This window comes from Mesorhizobium delmotii (genome assembly GCF_900149755.1).
GTDB lineage: Bacteria > Pseudomonadota > Alphaproteobacteria > Rhizobiales > Rhizobiaceae > Mesorhizobium > Mesorhizobium delmotii.
In genome coordinates, this window is the sequence record NZ_FUIG01000011.1 from 1 (window position 1) to 345 (window position 345).

Consider the following 345-nt stretch of genomic DNA (forward strand, 5'->3'; position numbering starts at 1 on the left):
ACTAGCGTCACGACGTGCCGCCGTCCGGCATCGAAAGCTGGAAGAAGGTCAGGCTTCGTTCAAGGTGACCTGGTCGCCCAGCCTGATCTTGCCCGGCTGCACGACGTGGCAGAGCGCGCCGAAGCCGCCTTCGCCATGGCGCGCTATGGTTTGCAGCACTGCCGGTTCGAAGGCGAGATCGCCTTGCGCCAGCGCCGTGAAGGTGCAGCGCGCGCACGGTTCCGAAATCACGATCCGCGCCTTCCCGATCGACAACACTTTCCCGATGATCTGCTGCTCGACGAAACCGTCCCACGAAGCGTCGGTTTCGATCACGATGTTGGGCCGGAACCGCCTGGAATCCAC

Annotated in this window: 1 protein-coding gene; it reads right to left on the reverse strand. The window is 63.5% G+C overall.

Annotation, left to right across the window (positions count from 1 at the left end):
* Window positions 1–48: 48 nt before the first annotated feature.
* Window positions 49–345, reverse strand: a 297-nt coding sequence (locus tag BQ8482_RS01375; protein ID WP_165848390.1) for an MOSC domain-containing protein, incomplete at its 5' end; no start/stop codon positions are given.